12 protein-coding genes and 3 pseudogenes are annotated in these 16,821 nt (G+C 62.2%); 11 read left to right on the plus strand and 4 right to left on the minus strand.

The annotated features are described in order from the left end of the window. The first annotated feature begins 176 nt into the window (after window positions 1-176). From dgcB to GKC70_RS01800, 3 genes and pseudogenes are all read left to right on the plus strand, one after another. A pseudogene (dgcB, locus tag GKC70_RS01790) lies at window positions 177-2,130 on the plus strand (dimethylglycine demethylation protein DgcB). Further along, entirely contained in the window at window positions 2,130-3,362 is a 1,233-nt protein-coding gene (locus GKC70_RS01795; protein ID WP_342650274.1) for an electron transfer flavoprotein subunit alpha/FixB family protein, read from the plus strand. Before dgcB ends, GKC70_RS01795 begins: the two are co-directional and overlap by 1 nt. 9 nt (window positions 3,363-3,371) lie before the next feature. Continuing rightward, window positions 3,372-4,141, plus strand: a pseudogene (locus tag GKC70_RS01800) (electron transfer flavoprotein subunit beta). A gap of 711 nt (window positions 4,142-4,852) precedes the next feature. Here GKC70_RS01800 and gbcA read toward each other — a convergent pair. Further along, on the minus strand, window positions 4,853-6,145 hold the full coding sequence (gene gbcA / locus GKC70_RS01805; protein WP_317871374.1) for a glycine-betaine demethylase subunit GbcA: 1,293 nt from the start codon (window positions 6,143-6,145) through the stop codon (window positions 4,853-4,855). Window positions 6,146-6,441: 296 nt separating this feature from the next. Between gbcA and gbcB the strand changes: the two genes are divergently transcribed. Continuing rightward, a complete protein-coding gene (gbcB, locus tag GKC70_RS01810; protein WP_029614881.1) occupies window positions 6,442-7,542 on the plus strand; it encodes a glycine-betaine demethylase subunit GbcB in 1,101 nt (366 codons plus the stop codon). 132 nt (window positions 7,543-7,674) lie between these two features. Here gbcB and GKC70_RS01815 read toward each other — a convergent pair whose 3' ends face one another. Next, the gene (locus tag GKC70_RS01815; RefSeq protein ID WP_342650275.1) at window positions 7,675-9,294 is read right to left on the minus strand and encodes a methyl-accepting chemotaxis protein; all 1,620 of its coding nucleotides are present in this window, start codon (window positions 9,292-9,294) and stop codon (window positions 7,675-7,677) included. A gap of 269 nt (window positions 9,295-9,563) precedes the next feature. On the opposite strand from GKC70_RS01815, the gene GKC70_RS01820 reads away from it, so the two are divergent. From GKC70_RS01820 to GKC70_RS01830, 3 genes and pseudogenes are all read left to right on the plus strand, one after another. After that, complete coding sequence (locus tag GKC70_RS01820) at window positions 9,564-9,794, plus strand: hypothetical protein (protein ID WP_029614877.1); 231 nt, start codon at window positions 9,564-9,566, stop codon at window positions 9,792-9,794. Beyond that, complete coding sequence (locus tag GKC70_RS01825; protein ID WP_342650276.1) at window positions 9,791-10,093, plus strand: cell division protein ZapA; 303 nt, start codon at window positions 9,791-9,793, stop codon at window positions 10,091-10,093. The genes GKC70_RS01820 and GKC70_RS01825 overlap by 4 nt, the downstream gene beginning before the upstream one ends. A 127-nt stretch (window positions 10,094-10,220) precedes the next feature. After that, a pseudogene (locus GKC70_RS01830) lies at window positions 10,221-10,580 on the plus strand (integrase core domain-containing protein); the annotation flags it as partial. A 29-nt stretch (window positions 10,581-10,609) separates the two neighbouring features. Here GKC70_RS01830 and GKC70_RS01835 read toward each other — a convergent pair. Both GKC70_RS01835 and GKC70_RS01840 read right to left on the minus strand, forming a co-directional pair. Beyond that, complete coding sequence (locus GKC70_RS01835; protein WP_342650277.1) at window positions 10,610-11,068, minus strand: hypothetical protein; 459 nt, start codon at window positions 11,066-11,068, stop codon at window positions 10,610-10,612. A gap of 165 nt (window positions 11,069-11,233) precedes the next feature. Continuing rightward, entirely contained in the window at window positions 11,234-12,289 is a 1,056-nt protein-coding gene (locus GKC70_RS01840; protein ID WP_342650278.1) for a low specificity L-threonine aldolase, read from the minus strand. Between the two features lie 294 nt (window positions 12,290-12,583). On the opposite strand from GKC70_RS01840, the gene GKC70_RS01845 reads away from it, so the two are divergent. The 4 genes from GKC70_RS01845 (at window position 12,584) to GKC70_RS01860 (ending at window position 16,806) form a co-directional block, all read left to right on the plus strand. Next, complete coding sequence (locus GKC70_RS01845) at window positions 12,584-12,850, plus strand: XRE family transcriptional regulator (RefSeq protein ID WP_342650279.1); 267 nt, start codon at window positions 12,584-12,586, stop codon at window positions 12,848-12,850. A 49-nt stretch (window positions 12,851-12,899) separates the two neighbouring features. Continuing rightward, entirely contained in the window at window positions 12,900-14,216 is a 1,317-nt protein-coding gene (locus GKC70_RS01850) for a dTDP-4-dehydrorhamnose 3,5-epimerase family protein (RefSeq protein WP_342650280.1), read from the plus strand. After that, complete coding sequence (locus tag GKC70_RS01855; RefSeq protein ID WP_342650281.1) at window positions 14,213-15,424, plus strand: MFS transporter; 1,212 nt, start codon at window positions 14,213-14,215, stop codon at window positions 15,422-15,424. The genes GKC70_RS01850 and GKC70_RS01855 overlap by 4 nt, the downstream gene beginning before the upstream one ends. A gap of 128 nt (window positions 15,425-15,552) precedes the next feature. Continuing rightward, window positions 15,553-16,806: a serine hydroxymethyltransferase gene (locus GKC70_RS01860; protein ID WP_342650282.1), complete on the plus strand. Its 1,254-nt coding sequence runs from the start codon at window positions 15,553-15,555 to the stop codon at window positions 16,804-16,806. The last annotated feature ends 15 nt before the right edge of the window (window positions 16,807-16,821 follow it).

The following is a 16,821-nucleotide window of genomic DNA, read 5'->3' on the forward strand; positions in this document are numbered from 1 at the left end:
CCCTGTGGGAGCGGCCTTGTGTCGCGAAAGGGTCGCCAAGCGACCCCAGGATCTGGACAGCACCGCTGAGCCTCCTGGGGCTGCTGGGCAGCCCTTTCGCGACACGAGGCCGCTCCCACAGGGGTCCGCGTCACCCTTGAGGTGATGCAAGAATCCAGCTGTTGTGGGGGCTTCCCATGTTGAACACCCTTCTACCCATCCTGCTGTTCGCCGCGCTCGGCCTGGCCGTGCTCGGCGCCGTGCGTCGTGTGAGCATGTGGCGTCGTGGTCGGCCTGCGAAGGTCGATCTGATCGGCGGCCTGCTGGCCATGCCGCGCCGCTACCTGGTGGACCTGCACCACGTGGTCGAGCGCGACAAGTACATGTCCAAGACCCACGTCGCCACCGCCGGTGGTTTCGTGCTGTCGGCGCTGCTGGCGATCCTGGTGCACGGCTTCGGCCTGCAGAGCAAGATCCTCGGCTACGCCCTGCTGGTGGCCACGGTGATCATGTTCAGCGGCGCCATCTTCGTCTTCAAGCGTCGCCTGACCCCCCTTCGCGCCTGTCCAAAGGCCCGTGGATGCGTCTGCCCAAGAGCCTGCTGGTGTTCGCCGCGAGCTTCTTCATCGCCACCCTGCCGGTGGCGGGTATCCTGCCGGCCAACACCGGCGGCTGGGTGATGGTCGGCATTCTCGGCCTGGGCGTGCTGTGGGGCGTGTCGGAGCTGTTCTTCGGCATGACCTGGGGCGGGCCGATGAAGCACGCCTTCGCCGGTGCCCTGCACTTGGCCTGGCACCGCCGCGCCGAACGTTTCGGCGGCGGGCGCTCCACTGGCCTCAAGCCGCTGGACCTGGAAGACCCGAGCGCGCCGCTGGGCGTGGAAAAACCGGTGGACTTCACCTGGAACCAACTGCTGGGCTTCGACGCCTGCGTGCAGTGCGGCAAGTGCGAGGCCATGTGCCCGGCCTTCGCCGCTGGCCAGCCGCTGAACCCGAAAAAACTGATTCAGGACATGGTCATCGGCCTGGCCGGTGGCACCGACGCCAAGTTCGCCGGCAGCCCTTACCCCGGCAAACCCATCGGCGAGCACGGCGGCCATCCGCACCAGCCGATCGTCAACGGCCTGGTCGATGCCGAAACGCTGTGGTCGTGCACCACGTGCCGGGCCTGCGTCGAGGAATGCCCGATGATGATCGAGCACGTCGATGCCATCGTCGACATGCGCCGTCACCTCACCCTGGAGAAGGGCGCGACCCCGAACAAGGGGCCGAGGTGCTCGACAACCTGATCGCCACCGACAACCCCGGCGGTTTCAATCCGGGTGGTCGGATGAACTGGGCGGCAGACTTGAACCTCAAGTTGCTCTCGGACGTGAAGACCACCGAGGTGCTGTTCTGGGTGGGTGATGGCGCCTTCGACATGCGCAACCAGCGCACCCTGCGCGCCTTCGTCAAAGTGCTCAAGGCCTCGGGCGTGGACTTCGCCGTGCTTGGCCTGGAAGAGCGCGACAGCGGGGACGTGGCACGTCGCCTGGGCGACGAGGCGACCTTCCAGCAGTTGGCCAAGCGCAACATCCAGACCCTGGCCAAGTACCAGTTCCAACGCATCGTCACCTGCGACCCGCACAGCTTCCATGTACTCAAGAACGAGTACGGCGCTTTGGGCGGCGATTACCAGGTGCAGCACCACAGCACCTACATCGCCGAACTGATCGCTGCCAAACGCCTGAACCTTGGCCAGCACAAGGGCGGCAGCGTCACCTACCACGACCCGTGCTACCTGGGGCGCTACAACGGCGAGTACGAAGCCCCGCGTGAAGTGCTCAAAGCGCTCGGTATCGACGTGCGCGAGATGCAGCGCTCGGGCTTCCGTTCTCGCTGCTGCGGCGGTGGCGGCGGTGCGCCGATCACCGACATTCCCGGCAAGCAGCGGATTCCCGACATGCGCATGGACGATATCCGCGAAACCGAGGCCGAGCTGGTGGCGGTGGGTTGTCCGCAATGCACCGCCATGCTCGAAGGGGTGGTCGAGCCCCGCCCACAGATCAAGGACCTGGCCGAGCTGGTCGCCGACGTGTTGATCGAAGAACAAGCGCCAGCAGCGACCAGCAAACCGGCTGCGGCCAAACGTGAACCTGCGGAGGTGCACTGATGAGCGACATCGTCCGCCGCGACCCACGCGCCGAGTGGATCGCCCGTAACCGTCTGCATCCGTTGCACGCCGCGATGCAGACGCAACAGACCCGCTGGATGGGCCCCAACGGGCTCATGCGCAAGAACCCTCACGCACTGGCAGCCGGCTTCGTCGGCCCGGCCGGTCTTAAGCGTATCGACCGCAGCGGCGCCCAGCAGGGCACTGCCGGTGGCGCACGGCGCACGGCAGCGGCCGAGGTGCAGTTGCCGCTGCACCAAGTGGCCGATCCTGCCTTCTACATCACCGTGGTACCGGACATGGTCGGTGGCCGCCTAGGCAGTCACGACCGCGACCTGCTTGGCCTGGCCCGCAGCCTGGCCGGCACCGACGGCGCGGTGCTGGCCGTGGTGTTCGGTGAACACAAGGAAAGCAACTTCGCCAACGCCGGGGTGGACCGCTTGCTGGTCATCGAAGGCGATGCCTACAGCGGTTACGCCCCCGAACAGCTGGTTCAAGGCCTGCGTGCTGTGGATAACCAGTTCGCGCCGCGCCACTGGCTGTTGCCCGATAGCCGCACCGGTGGCGGCGAGTTGGGCCGACGCCTGGGCGCCGCGTTGGGTGAACGCCCGGCCACGCGGGTCTGGCAGATCAAGGACGGCCAGTGCATCGGCCGCGCCGGGGCCGGTCAGCAGGACCTGCAACGCGGCCTGCCGCGCCTGATCCTGGCCGCAGCCGAATGCGCCGACCCGGTCAGCGAAACCCGTCACGAAGCCTTGCCGGTGGCGTTGTCCACAGGCGTGGCCCGTAGCCTTTCGCGCATCGAGGACTTGGGGCCGGTGGCCGTGGATCCGGCGGCCATCGCCATGGCCGAGGCCGAGTTCATCGTCTCCGGTGGCAACGGGGTCAAGGACTGGGCGCTGTTCCACCAGGCCACGGCGGCGCTGGGCGCTACCGAAGGCGCGTCGCGGGTGGCGGTGGACGACGGCTTCATGCCGCGCAACCGTCAGGTCGGGGCGACCGGCACCTGGGTCACGGCGCGGGTGTACATGGCCGTGGGCATCTCCGGGGCCATCCAGCACCTGCAAGGCATCGGCGCCTGCGACAAGGTGGTGGCCATCAACATGGACCCTGGCTGCGACATGATCAAGCGGGCCGACCTGTCGGTGATTGGCGACAGTGCGGCGATTCTCAAGGCCCTGATCGAGGCTGTGGACAACTTCCGCAGCGGCGCTCAGCGCGACGCGGCATAAGGGCACGACATGAGTACGAAAGTCATCAGCCTGGTTTCCATCGGTGCCCACCCCAGCTCTGGTCGCGCCCGTCGCGCCGAGCAGGATTCGCGCGCCGTCGAACTCGGCCTGCAACTGGCAGGCAACGACCTGCAGGTGGTGCATGCCGGTAACCCCGCCGAGGAGGCGCTGCGCGGCTACCTGGGCATGGGCCTGGAACACCTGGACGTGCTGGAGCAACCCGCTGGCGCCGACGTGCTCGGCGTGCTCGGCGACTACCTGCGCGACGCCGGCGCCCAGTTGGTGCTGACCGGCAGCCAGGCCGAAACCGGCGAAGGCTCTGGCATGCTGCCGTTTCTCCTGGCCGAGAAGCTGGGCTGGCCGCTGGTGGTGGGGCTGGCCGAGGTGGAGTCGATCGACAATGGCACCGCGCAGGTGCTGCAAGCCTTGCCGCGCGGTCAGCGGCGTCGCCTGAAGGTGCGCCTGCCGTTGCTGGCCACTGTGGATAACGCTGCGCCCAAGCCACGGCAGAGCGCGTTCGGTCCGGCACGCCGGGGTGTGCTGGCGGCGCGCGATGTCGCGGTGGTCGAGGACGAGGTGTTGGACGGCGATGCCCTGCAACCGGCGCGGCCACGCCCCAAGCGCTTGAAAGTGATCAAGGCCAAGAGCGGTGCCGACCGTATGAAGGCGGCGACGGCCAAGGCCAGTGGCGGGGCGGCAAGGTGCTCAAGGACGTTTCTCCACAGGAAGGCGCTGAAGCCATTCTCAAGCTGTTGGTGGAGGAGGGTGTGCTGCGCTGAGCGGCCTCTACCTGTGAATAACTCTGGGGCCGCTTTGCGGCCCTTTTTGTGGCTTCGGGCCGCTCTCACGGGCTATTTAGTGGGTTTGCGCCATCTCGTGACGTGAAATCAGCGCAATGGCCCCACCGCCTGCAAACTGTCCCCCGAAACTGTTCGCCAGCCTGTGAATAACGTGTTCGCTTGTTGCTCAAGCCTAGAGTGGACGAGGGCTGGAGGTCGATGATCAAAAAATGTACAGGTCAGTGTGTGGTTGAACAGCCTGATTCATCTCGCACCCTCTGCGACTTTCCCACAATCGCTGTATATCCTTCTGTGGATAATATGTTTGGAAAGCGCTGGAAGCCACGATTGACGGGGCTTTAAGAGAATAGATCAAAAATTGATCAATATGATTGCGATCACCTCATAACGCCGGAAATACAGGGCTTAGAGGGCATTATCCACAGCGCATTTGAACCGTCATGATTCATGCCCACAGTTTCTGTTGGCGTCCCTGTGGACAAGGTGTTCGATAAACGCTGAAAGCCACGTGGGAACAGGCTTCCAGGGGTTTGGTCAAATAATGATCAGTCGATTCGGGCTGCACGGGTTTCGAGTATCCACAGGTTTTTTCTTGGAAAGCTGTGGGTAACCTGTTCGCACCCTCTGTACAACACACAAAAACGCCACGGCCGATCACTCGGCCGTGGCGTTTTCAACAACCTCGCAGGTTCACTGCGACTTCACTTCCTTCAGGTACGGCGCAGGTTCCGCTCCCAGGTTGGCCAGCACGCGATCGCTGTACCAGTCGATGAAGTTGACCACACCGAACTCGTAGGTCTTCGAGTACGGGCCTGGCTGATAGGCGGTGGAGTTGATACCGCGCTGGTTCTCTTCGGCCAAGCGGCGGTCCTGGTCGTTGGTGGCGTCCCACACCTTGCGCATTTGCTCAGGGTCGTAGTCCACGCCTTCGACCGCGTCCTTGTGCACCAGCCATTTGGTGGTGACCATGGTTTCCTGGGCGCTGATCGGCCATACGGTGAACACGATCATGTGGTCGCCCATGCAGTGGTTCCACGAGTGCGGCAGGTGCAGGATGCGCATCGAGCCCAGGTCCGGGTTCTTGATCCGGCCCATCAGCTTCTTGCATGCCTGCTTGCCGTCCATGGTCATCGACACGGTGCCCTTGAGCAGGGGCATGCGCACGATGCGGTTACGCAGGCCGTGGCTCTTGTGCAGGTACGGGATCTTCTCGGCGTCCCAGGCGGCGGCGGAGGCGGCCACGTGGTCCTTGAATTCCTGGCTGGCGCGCGGGTCGTTGGTGTCGTCCCACTCCAGCAGGGTCTTCAGCAGTTCCGGGTGCGAACCGTTGCAGTGGTAGCACTCGCGGTTGTTTTCCAGCACCAGCTTCCAGTTGGCCTTTTCCATCAAGGTGGTTTGCACCGCCACCTTGGCGTTCTCCATGTCGTACGGTTCCATGTAGTGGTCCAGCGTGGCCAGGAACTCGTCGATGGCCGGCGGGTTCTGCGCCAGGCTGATGAAGATGTAGCCGCCGGCCGTCTTCACGTTGATCGGCTTGAGGCCGTACTGATTCATGTCGAAGTCGGCGCCCATCTCGGTGCCGGCGAACAGCAGGCGGCCGTCGAGCTCGTAGGTCCACTGGTGGTACGGGCAGACCAGCTTGGCCACCTTGCCCTTGTCGCTGACGCACAGGCGCGAACCGCGATGACGGCAGACATTGTGGAAGGCGTGCACCTTGCCCTCGGCGCCACGGATCACGATCACCGGGTTCTTGCCGATCTGCAGGGTGAGGTAGTTGCCCTTCGCCGGAATCTCGCAGGTCATCCCCGCAATCAACCACTCTTTGTGGAAGATCTCCTGCATGTCGATCTGGAACAGGCGCTCGTCGCAGTAGAAGGGCTGCGGCAGCGAGTACGTGCGCTCGCGGGTCTGCAGCATCTCGGCGGTGGCCTTGCGTGCAGGTTCCAGTGGATCGCCCAGGCTCAGGGTTGCGGTGACGTCCATCGTTTTATCCTCAAGGCCGTTGTCGGCCGGCGAAAGGTGGCTAATCGTTGTTGTGTTTGCCGCAAGGCTATCAGCAGAAAAACAGCCGTTCTATTTGCGGTGGAGTGTGCGTTCGCGCCGTGGCCGGGCCATATCCATGGGCGACATGGCCGAATCGAATTCCGACGCGCCAACCCTTGTGTCTCGGGGCTGGTCGCGATAAGCACGCCGATGTCGCGGATGGGAATGTGCGACACATCGGGCTTGAGCATTATCGCAGCCATAAGAAAGCCGATAGTCGGCTGCTGGAGATGAACATGTCCGAAACCTTCCTCAATCCGGTCACCACCCAGACCTGGGCCAACGGCCGCCATATCGTGCGCTGCGTCAAGGTCATCCAGGAGACCTGGGACGTGCGCACCTTCTGCTTCATGGCCGACCAGCCGATCATGTTCTTCTTCAAGCCGGGCCAGTTCGTCACCCTGGAGCTTGAGATCGAAGGCAAGCCGGTGATGCGTTCGTACACCATCTCCAGTTCGCCGTCGGTGCCGTACAGCTTCTCGATCACCGTCAAGCGTGTGCCGGGCGGGCTGGTGTCGAACTTCCTCCACGACACCATGCATGAAGGCGCCGAGTTGCCGGTGCACGGTCCGGTCGGTCTGTTCAATGCCATCGACTACCCGGCGGCCAAGGTGCTCTACCTGTCCGGCGGTGTTGGCATCACCCCGGTGATGTCCATGGCGCGCTGGTTCTACGACACCAACGCCAATGTCGACATGGTCTTCGTGCACAGCGCCCGTTCGCCCAAGGACATCATCTTCCACCGCGAGCTGGAGCAGATGGCCTCACGCGTGCCGAACTTCAGCCTGCACATCGTCTGCGAGAAGCATGGTTTGGGCGAGCCGTGGGCGGGCTATCGCGGCTACCTGAACCAGCGCCTGATGGAGCTGATCGCGCCGGACTATCTGGAGCGGGAAATTTTCTGCTGTGGTCCGACGCCGTACATGAGCGCGGTCAAGCGCATGCTCGAAGCCGTGGGCTTCGACATGAAGAACTACCACGAGGAATCGTTCGGCGCCACGCCACCGGAGGCCAAGGCCGATGCCGTCGAGCACGCCGAAGCCGCCGCCGAGGCCCCGGAAGTGGACGCCGCCGACCTCAACCTGGTGGAGTTCATCGGCAGCGACAAGAGCATCCGCATCGCCCCCGGCGAAACGGTGCACGCCGCCGCGGCAAAAGTCGGCCTGATGATCCCCAAGGCCTGCGGCATGGGCATCTGCGGCACCTGCAAGGTGCTCAAGCTGGGCGGTGAAGTGGAGATGGAGCACAACGGCGGCATCACCGAGGAAGACGAAGCCGAAGGCTACATCCTCTCGTGCTGCAGCGTGCCCAAGGGCGACGTGCGCATCGATTACTAGCCGCGCGTAGCGCGGCAGCGGCAAGCGGCAAGCGGCAAGCGGCAAGCTGCAAGCGGCAAGCTGCAAGAAAAAGCAGGCTCTACACCGGCCCGCTTCTTCTTGCAGCTTGAAGCTTGCAACTTGCCGCTGCTCTCAGGTGCGGAAACGGGCGACCATGCTGTTGAGGTCGACGGCCAGGCGTGACAGTTCGGCGCTGGCCATCGTGGTCTGGTGGGCGCCGGTGGCGCTCTGCACCGACAGATCGTTGATGTTCACCAGGTTGCGGTCCACCTCGCGGGCCACTTGAGCCTGCTCCTCCGCGGCGCTGGCGATCACCAGGTTGCGCTCGTTGATCTGGCCTACCGCACTGGCGATGGTGTCCAGCGCCAGGCCGGCGCCACGGGCGATGTTCAAGGTCGATTCGGCGCGTTCGGTGCTGGTGCGCATCGACTCCACCGCATGTTCGGTGCCGCCCTGAATGCTGCCGATCATCCGCTCGATTTCGCTGGTCGATTGCTGCGTGCGATGCGCCAGTGCCCGCACTTCATCGGCCACCACCGCAAAACCACGTCCGGCCTCGCCGGCACGCGCGGCCTCGATCGCGGCGTTCAGCGCCAGCAGGTTGGTCTGGTCGGCCAGGCCGCGAATCACGTCTAGCACCTTGCCGATATCGCGTGATTGCCCGGCCAGGTCTTCGACCAGACGGGCGGTGTTCTGCACGTCGCCGCTCATGCGCTCGATGGCGCTAACGGTCTCCAGCACCAGATCGCGGCCGTCACCGGCCGAACGGCTGGCTTCGCCCGACGCCTCGGAAGTGCTCACGGCGTTGCGGGCCACTTCCTCCACTGCGCTGGTCATCTCGGTCACGGCAGTGGCTGCCTGCTGGATCTCGTTGTTCTGCTGGGCCAGGCCGCGGGCGCTCTCGTCGGTGACGCTGTTGAGCTCTTCGGCCGCCGAGGCGAGCTGGGTAGCGGAGCCGGAGATCTGCTGCAGCGTGTCGCGCAACTGCATCTGCATCTGGTCCATGGCCTGCAACAGGCGCGCGGCCTCGTCGGTGCCAGCGGTGTCGATGGCGTGGGTCAGGTCGCCTTTGGCGATCCACTCGGCGGCCGCCAAGGCCTGGTCGATCGGCTTGACGATGCTGCGGGTCAGCAGCAGGGCGAACAGCACCATCAGCACGGTGGCGACCACCAGCAGCGCGATGACCAGCATGAAGGCACGGTCGTACTGCTGGGCGGCATCGGCGTTGGCCGAGCGGGTCTGGGTGGCGTTGAACTGAAGGAGCTTTTCCATGGCCTTGTTGATCTGCTCGGAGTTGCTCAGCAGGTCATGGTTGAGCAGTTCGCGCATCGCTTCGAGCTGATCGGCCTGGCTGTAAGCGCGCAGGCGCATTTCCAGTTGACGGTACTGGGCCAGGACCTGGCCGAGTTCGTCGAAGGCGGCGCGCTCACCGGGTTCGAGAATCAACGGCGCATAAGCGTCGCGGGCCTTGTCGATCTGCGCGTTACGTTCGTCCATGAGGCGCAGGGTTTCGTCCTGCAGGTTGCGATCGACCATCAGGCGGTAGGAGAGGGTGCGCAGGCGCTGATTGTTGGTGGTCAGTTCGTCGAGCAGCTTGATGCTGGGGATGTTGATCTGTTCGATGTTCACGCCCGCTTGACGGATATGCCCCATCTGCAGCAGTGAAAACACACCCAGGCCCAGCATCAGCAAGCCTATGAGGGAAAAACCGAGAAGTGCGCGTGGCGCGATGTTCAGCGTACGTATTGACATGACGTCGAGTCCGGAAGGATGGCTCGCGTCCATGCGAAAGAATTTGTCTTACAAACCTATCGGTAACGGACTACCAGTCTTTAGGATCGGCCAAAAAAATGAGCCTTCTACAATCGCTTGGACGGACGGGCGGTTGACCCAGGTCGGAACAAGACCCCGCTTACCCTGTCAATGTGCCGGAACGAGAGCCTTCGATCCTGATTTTTAATGGCGGGGGCGCATGCTTTTCTTTATCGTGTGCGCCCTTTGCAACAACCCGAGATAGACGCATGTTGGAAGCTTCCCTGAATCAACTCGAGCAACTGGTCGCCGACCTGATGCACAAGAACGCGCAACTGACCGAGCAGAACCAGCAGCTCGACCAGGCACTGGCCCAGGCCAAGGAAGAAAATGAGACCCTGCAACTGTCGCTGATGGAGCAGGAAGAGCAGAACGGCGCCACCGCCGCCCGCATCCAGGCCTTGGTCGAGCGTGCCAGCGCAGGTGCCGTCAGCGCATGAGCCTGCACTCGCAGTCGATCAACGTGGTGTCGATCCTGGGCAGCGACTATTCGATCAAGGCGCCCGGAGGCCAGGAGGAAACCCTGGCGCAGGCAGTGCTTATGCTCAACACCGCCCTGAACGAGACCAAGCGTCAGTACCCGACCCTGATCGGTGACAAGCTGATGGTGCTGGCAGCCCTGAACCTGTGCTCGAAACAGGTGGAGCTGCAAAAGGAACACCAACAGACGCTGGAGCGAACCCGGGCACAGATCGATGCCACGGTGGACGCCATCGTCCGGACCATCGCCGAACAGTAAGGGCAGCACCAGCCCCTGTAGGCGTTCGCGATGGGCTGCAAGGCAGCTCCAGCAATGTTGGCTGCGAAGCTGAGAACCCGGGGCCGCTGCGCGTCCCATCGAGGGCTATGCTCGCTCCTACGGTGATGAAAATCTGCATGCCGAGTCTGTGGCACAAGCGTTCAAGCAGACATTACAAAAGCGACGTTGTCGCCAGCCATGGGGCAATCATTCGGACCGCGGTATTCAATACTGTTCGGCGCTCTACCAGTCACATCATCAGCGGCATGGGGTTCAATGCTCGATGACTGATGGGTGTGACTGCTATCGGAATGTGCTGGCCAAGAGAATCAACGGAATCCTCAAGATTGAGCGGCTGCTGAGTAGTTCCGAAGATTTAGAGCAAGCAAGGCAAAGGGATGACGAGGCCGTGCAGATCTGCAATATGGACTGGCCTCACAGGGCCTTGAAAAATAAAACGCCCGCTACGCTGTACCGGGCGTTTTAGGCCTGAGCAGGTGTAAACCTATTTCAGGATTAGACACTTGCGGACGTCGCATTTGTCACGGTGATAACCCAGTGAAACTCTTGGCCAAACTCCCAAATCAACAGCCTATGGTCGATGTAGTACGAATTGCCATTGTATTCAACCAGTGTATGAGCGGGTGCGTTTTTGAACAGGTTTTGTGCAGCGGGATTAGACACGGTGTCTGAGCCACCAGGGTAATCGAGTTGGACGCTGAAGTTGAGCTTTTTGTGGGGAGCTGTTTTTGGGGTGTTGTCTTTGTTGTTAGTGAATGGTCCTTTGTCACTGATGATGCGAAACTCACTGTTTTCGCTTGAGTCACTGGATGAGTGGAAAGATGTTTGGGTTACAAAAACCATTTCGTCATTGACTTGAACATGGTCCCAAGGCTTGATGCGAAGAATTTCATCCAGCGTTTCGCCATTTTCAAACCTATCTTGATGACCCGCAATTTTTACAATAGTGCTCATTTTAAAAACTCCTGGGTTGGGTGGGCTTGCAAGTGAACCCTACCGGAAGGAGGCGCGTCGTTGAACTGTTAAAAATGACAGTTTCAAATTGAGACTGGTTGCGTGAAATGGCGTCCATGGAGCAACGAAAAGGGCCGTTTGACGACCCTTTTCAAGCACGGTTGTTCAGCTCGGCAGCTTTTCGACATCGATGATGCTATGGATGTCCGCCGCCAGTTCACGCACCCGCTGTTCTTCGGTATCCCACGAGCACATGAACCGCGCCCCGCCGCTACCGATGAAGGTGTAGAAGCGCCAGCCTTTGGCGCGCAGTGCCTCGATGGCGAACTCCGGCAGTTGCAGGAAGACCCCGTTGGCCTCCACCGGGAACATCAACTCGACCCCCGGCAGATCACTGACCAGCGAAGCCAGCAACTGCGCGCACTGGTTGGCGTGCTCGGCGTGGCGCAGCCAGGCGCCGTCTTCCAGCAGCCCGACCCAGGGCGCGGAGAGAAAACGCATCTTCGACGCCAACTGTCCGGCCTGCTTGCAGCGGTAGTCGAAGTCTTCGGCCAGCTCGCGGTTGAAGAACAGAATCGCTTCGCCCACGGCCATGCCGTTCTTGGTGCCGCCAAAACACAACACATCCACGCCGGCCTTCCAGGTCAGCTCGGCCGGCGAACAGCCGAGGAACGCGCAGGCGTTGGCAAAGCGCGCACCGTCCATGTGCAGGTTCAAGCCCAGGTCCTTGCAGGTGGCGCTGATGGCCTTGAGTTCTTCGGGGCGGTAGACGGTGCCGACTTCAGTGGCTTGGGTGATGGTCACCACACGTGGCTTGGGGTAGTGGATGTCCTGGCGCTTGAGCGCCACTTCGCGAATCGATTCGGGGGTCAGCTTGCCACCGACGCTGGCGGCGGTGAGCAGCTTCGAGCCGTTGGAGAAGAACTCAGGCGCGCCGCATTCGTCGGTCTCCACGTGGGCGGTCTCGGAGCAGATCACGCTGTGGTAGCTCTGGCACAGCGACGCCAGGGCCAGCGAGTTCGCGGCGGTGCCGTTGAAGGCGAAGAACACCTCGCAGTCGGTTTCGAACAGCGTGCGAAAGTGCTCGGCGGCGCGCTCGGTCCATTGGTCGTCGCCGTAGGCGCGCTGATGGCCCTGATTGGCCTGCGCCATGGCCGTCCAGGCTTCGGGGCAGATGCCGGAGTAGTTGTCGCTGGCAAATTGTTGGCTCTTGTCTGTCATGGCAGGTCCTGTAAACCGTGGGCACCCCGGTACTGTAGCGAAGTTTCTGGTCAGGGCTATAGCGGTGTTGGTGCGGGGAACCGTTGCGAGCAGGCGATTGACGCTGTCCGTAAACAAAAAAGGAAGCCTCTTTCAGATGTGTAAGAAGTTTCTTTCAGAGATTAATTAAAATAACGAGGCGTGGATTTTTGAGCGCTTTTTAGAGGGTTCGCATTTGACGAACTCTAATTTCTCCCCAAGTATCAATAGGCCGGCAACGGCACTTCCATAATGATTCTGTATAGGAGAATACTCATGATCGAAGCATCTGAGGTGGCTGAGTTCTATGAAGTTAAACCTGCAGTAGTTGATGGCCAAGTTGTGCATGCCAATGCATTCATTGCCATGATGGAAACCACGCAGGATACGCTTGGCCGGGCCTTTGACTCATTGGCTTACTTGGCCGGCATAAAGTCTGCAGCGGCGCAAGATCCCTATAAAACGCTCGACACATCCAGTTTGCAATCGCTGCTGCGCAGCGCGCAGGCGGCTGGCTTGAGTGCCCGGGTAGTGGCTATCTAAAAAGTTGCCAGGCGTCGAGAGGCGCCTGGCTTTTTTCGGGAGGTGGCTCATGCAGGCCGAATGTGATGCGATGAACGCACGGATGAACATCCAAGGTTTACAGTGGTTCGACCGCTGGCGTCTGGGCAATGGCAGTACCGAGTCATTCGTGGTGCCGTTCGCCACGACTCGCCCGGTGAATATTGTCACCCACGGGCAAGCGCAATTCGACTATGGGCAATTCGGTATTCATCTGGCGCAGCAAGATGTTCTGACATTTCTAGGCGATACGCATAAGGTCATTCACGCCAAGTTCATCGACTGTCGAAAAGCGTCGCCTACGTTCAGGGCCTCGCTGTCTCTACGGTTTTCACCTTCTTCCAGCAGGACACTGGTCATTCCGCCCGGTGTGGCCCATACGTTCAGTGGGTTGGAGGGTGTGTCGACGCTTAATGTCTATGACGTATTCCTGCCGCCCTTGGCGTCGCTCCTGCAACCGACTCTTGGCTGGACGCCTGAACACGACATTATCAATCTTCCCCTGGACACTGATCCTGCGACCGTGGAGGGGGTGACCCCGATGTGCGAGCCTGCCGCGAACCGGGTGTACTACCAATTAGCGGCGTTGCAACGCTCGATTATGTCCGCCGGCGAGGTGTCCCACGCAGAAACCCGGCAGTTCATCCTGGACACTGGCGAGCACGTCCAGCTCATGTTGCAACCTGCCGTGAGTCCCGCACGAGAGGCTTCGAGCTTTCCCGTGTCACGTATTCATGGGGTCGAGTTCAAGCGGCATGGATCGGTGCGTACTGGTGAACACAGCCGTATCGTTCCGGTCATGGGACCGTCGCCTTTCTATGTCGTCGATCATGGGACGCAACCCTACAGCTTCGACTCGTTCGGCATCCACCTCGGCCAGGAAGACCACCTGACCTTCCTGGGTTCACCCAGCCAGTCGATCAGGTTGAAGCTGGTGGATGTGCGCGCAGGCTCTCCTACCCTGCATCAGGAAGAGTGGCATGAGTTTCGTCCGGATCCTGAAATGGAGCTGATCATTCCCTGCGGGGTAGCGCATGCGCTGTTCGACATGACCCACGTGTTCACCCTGAACCGCCCGGTGTTCTACCTCGATGACGCCAAGGCCTATGAGCCGGGTAACGATGTCATCGACTGGCCGTTGAGTGCTCGGCCTTACCCTGTACTGACGCCCAACCCGACGCTGGCCTCGCTGGGCTATCTGGAAGCGCTGGCCGAGGTACAGAAGCGGCTCGCCGCGATCGCGCCAGCCGCCCAGACGCCCAAGGCGGTGCTGGTGACCGACCAGGTGACCGGGCGGCAGGTCAAGGTCATCCTGACCCAGGCCGCGCGCGCTGCATCGGCACCATGACCCGCTCCCTGTCACTGCTCCTGCTGCTGGTCCTCAGCGCCGACGCCTTGCTGGTGTTCCTCCTGCCGGTGATGGTCTACGCCCATACCGCCAGCCTGGCGTGGTCGGGCCTGGCATACGCCATGACGTGGCTGCCGCGAATAGGGGTCACGCCGCTGGTCGGCCGCTCCATCGACCGCTGGGGTGTGCGCAAGGTCTCGGTGCTGTCGGATGTGCTGAAGTGTGCCGGGTGCCTGTGCGTGGTGCTGATGCTCAGTGCGGCGCCGGACGCCCTGACCGTGACGCTGCTCGGCGGACTGTTGAGTGGGTTGGTCGCGATCGGCAATACGCAGAGCCTGATTGCCTACGAAAAGATGATCGCCCTGGTCAGCCGCGACGTGGATCGGGATGTGAACCTGCTCTGTCGCATCGATCAACTGGCGATGATCACCGGGCCGTTGTGCGGATTCCTCTGCTACGCCGCTGGCGTTGAAGCCTTGTTGCTGCTTGCGGCTGTGCTGTATGTCAGCAACGCCCTGTGCTACGCCTTTAGCCGGGCGGTGCCGGACAACCGCTGCGAAGCTGCGCGCGACGCCACAGCGCCTGGGCCGGGCAACCTGAAGCTGATCCTGTCGACGCCGGTGCTGGTCAGCTCGGTGGTCCTGGCCGTCGGCAACAATGCCTTCGACGGACTGGTGGAGGCGGGCGCGGTGAGTTTGATCGACCGTGCCATGCAGTTGCCCATCGAGTATTTCGCCTTCGTCGATGTCTGCGCGGGAATCTGCGGGGTGGCCGCGACCTTGCTCTACCCGCGCCTGGCCGCCGCCGTGCCGGCACTGCGGCTGTTCAGTGCGGCGGCGCTGCTGACGGTGCTGGCCAGTGCCCTGATGATCCTGTCCCAGGCCTACTTGCCTGGTTTTCTCGTGCTGTACGCCCTGAACATCGCCGGCAAGGTGTTCATGACCAACTTCTGTCGCGGCCTGCGCATTCGCCTGGTGCCGGTCGAGCGCCTGGCGAGTGTGTCCTCGCTGATGGTGTTGATGAACCAGGCCGTGCTGCCTGTGGTGGGCATGACCCTCTACCTGCTCGGCGAACAGGCGCGCAGCCTCTCTGTTCTGCTGCTCGCGGCCATTGCCATCAGCGTGCTGGGGGCCTGGAAGGTTCGCGCTCAGGCGGGCTCGCGACCGGTAATCGAGCCCTCGCCCTGCATGCCCGTCGATGGGCGATGAAGCAATGTCGTAAACGCGCCATTGCAAGGCGCGCGCAGGCATCTGTGTACAACGGCCCGGCCATACCATCGCCGCAAAGGGTCATTGAACCCTCCCAACAAAAAATGATCGCTGCCGGGAGAGACACGATGTTCAGCAAGCAAGACCAGATCCAGGGTTACGACGATGCACTGCTGGCGGCGATGAATGCCGAGGAACAGCGCCAGGAAGATCACATCGAGCTGATCGCCTCGGAGAACTACACCAGCACGCGTGTGATGCAGGCCCAAGGCAGCGGCCTGACCAACAAATACGCCGAAGGCTATCCAGGCAAGCGTTACTACGGTGGCTGCGAACACGTCGACAAGGTCGAGGCGCTGGCTATCGAGCGCGCCAAGCAGCTGTTCGGCGCCGACTACGCCAACGTTCAGCCGCACTCCGGCTCGTCGGCCAACGGTGCCGTGTACCTGGCGCTGCTGCAGGCCGGCGACACCCTCCTGGGCATGAGCCTGGCCCACGGCGGTCACCTGACCCACGGCGCCAAGGTGTCGTCCTCGGGCAAGCTGTACAACGCCGTGCAGTACGGTATCGACACCAACACCGGCCTGATCGACTACGACGAAGTCGAGCGCCTGGCCGTCGAGCACAAGCCGAAAATGATCGTCGCCGGCTTCTCGGCCTACTCCAAGACCCTCGATTTCCCACGCTTCCGCGCCATCGCCGACAAGGTCGGTGCGCTGCTGTTCGTCGACATGGCCCACGTCGCCGGTCTGGTTGCCGCTGGCCTGTACCCGAACCCGATTCCCTTCGCCGACGTGGTCACCACCACCACCCACAAGACCCTGCGCGGTCCACGTGGCGGCCTGATCCTGGCCAAGTCCAACGAAGAGATCGAGAAGAAGCTCAACGCTGCGGTCTTCCCCGGCGCCCAGGGCGGCCCGCTGATGCATGTGATCGCGGCCAAGGCCGTGTGTTTCAAGGAAGCGCTGGAGCCTGAGTTCAAGAGCTACCAGAAGCAAGTGATCGAAAACGCCCAGGCCATGGCCCAGGTGTTCATCGACCGTGGCTATGACGTGGTCTCCGGCGGTACCGACAACCACCTGTTCCTGGTCAGCCTGATTCGCCAGGGTCTCACCGGCAAAGACGCCGACGCTGCCCTGGGCCGCGCGCACATCACCGTCAACAAGAACGCCGTGCCGAACGACCCGCAATCGCCGTTCGTGACCTCGGGCCTGCGGATCGGCACCCCGGCCGTCACCACCCGCGGCTTCAAGGTCGCCCAGTGCGTGGCCCTGGCCGGCTGGATCTGCGACATCCTCGACAACCTCGGCGACGCTGACGTGGAAGCCGATGTGGCGAAGAACGTCGCGGCGCTGTGCGCAGATTTCCCTGTTTACCGCTGAGTGGAGTCCCACACC

Source organism: Pseudomonas sp. REB1044, from assembly GCF_038813925.1.
Classification (GTDB): Bacteria; Pseudomonadota; Gammaproteobacteria; order Pseudomonadales; family Pseudomonadaceae; genus Aquipseudomonas; species Aquipseudomonas boreofloridensis.

Excerpts from the sequence above, each read along its gene's own strand:
- GKC70_RS01795 (WP_342650274.1), top strand. The coding sequence starts at position 2,130 with ATGAGCGACATCGTCCGCCGCGACCCACGCGCCGAGTGGATCGCCCGT.
- gbcA (WP_317871374.1), bottom strand. The coding sequence starts at position 6,145 with ATGGACGTCACCGCAACCCTGAGCCTGGGCGATCCACTGGAACCTGCA.
- gbcB (WP_029614881.1), top strand. The coding sequence starts at position 6,442 with ATGTCCGAAACCTTCCTCAATCCGGTCACCACCCAGACCTGGGCCAAC.
- GKC70_RS01815 (WP_342650275.1), bottom strand. The coding sequence starts at position 9,294 with ATGTCAATACGTACGCTGAACATCGCGCCACGCGCACTTCTCGGTTTT.
- GKC70_RS01820 (WP_029614877.1), top strand. The coding sequence starts at position 9,564 with ATGTTGGAAGCTTCCCTGAATCAACTCGAGCAACTGGTCGCCGACCTG.
- GKC70_RS01825 (WP_342650276.1), top strand. The coding sequence starts at position 9,791 with ATGAGCCTGCACTCGCAGTCGATCAACGTGGTGTCGATCCTGGGCAGC.
- GKC70_RS01835 (WP_342650277.1), bottom strand. The coding sequence starts at position 11,068 with ATGAGCACTATTGTAAAAATTGCGGGTCATCAAGATAGGTTTGAAAAT.
- GKC70_RS01840 (WP_342650278.1), bottom strand. The coding sequence starts at position 12,289 with ATGACAGACAAGAGCCAACAATTTGCCAGCGACAACTACTCCGGCATC.
- GKC70_RS01845 (WP_342650279.1), top strand. The coding sequence starts at position 12,584 with ATGATCGAAGCATCTGAGGTGGCTGAGTTCTATGAAGTTAAACCTGCA.
- GKC70_RS01850 (WP_342650280.1), top strand. The coding sequence starts at position 12,900 with ATGCAGGCCGAATGTGATGCGATGAACGCACGGATGAACATCCAAGGT.
- GKC70_RS01855 (WP_342650281.1), top strand. The coding sequence starts at position 14,213 with ATGACCCGCTCCCTGTCACTGCTCCTGCTGCTGGTCCTCAGCGCCGAC.
- GKC70_RS01860 (WP_342650282.1), top strand. The coding sequence starts at position 15,553 with ATGTTCAGCAAGCAAGACCAGATCCAGGGTTACGACGATGCACTGCTG.